The organism is Paenibacillus tyrphae (genome assembly GCF_027925525.1).
Classification (GTDB): Bacteria; Bacillota; Bacilli; order Paenibacillales; family NBRC-103111; genus Paenibacillus_G; species Paenibacillus_G tyrfis_B.
In genome coordinates this window covers 1-227 of record NZ_BSDJ01000129.1, presented here as the reverse complement: position 1 = coordinate 227, position 227 = coordinate 1, and the positions used below count along the sequence as shown (strand labels likewise).

Below are 227 nucleotides of genomic sequence, written 5' to 3'. Positions count from 1 at the left end.
AAGTTTTTTGGCGGGGCGAAGACGATGGTCAAAGAAACTACGTCCTTACGGGCTCCGGAAAAAGTAGGGTTCAAAGCCGGTTTTTATGAGGTGGTTCTTGAAGGCGTTAGCGATCAAGTACAGCGAGTGACGTTCCCGACGTGGACGGAAGCGAATGGACAAGACGATATCAAGCATGTGGAGGGCCAAAAGCAGGCAAACGGAACTTGGAGAGCAACAATCCCTTT

Annotated in this window: 1 protein-coding gene; it reads left to right on the top strand. The window is 50.2% G+C overall.

What is annotated here, in order from left to right; genetic code table 11:
• Positions 1-24: 24 nt before the first annotated feature.
• Positions 25-227, top strand: a 203-nt coding sequence (locus QMG93_RS35180) for a GBS Bsp-like repeat-containing protein (protein WP_281944546.1), incomplete at its 3' end; no start/stop codon positions are given.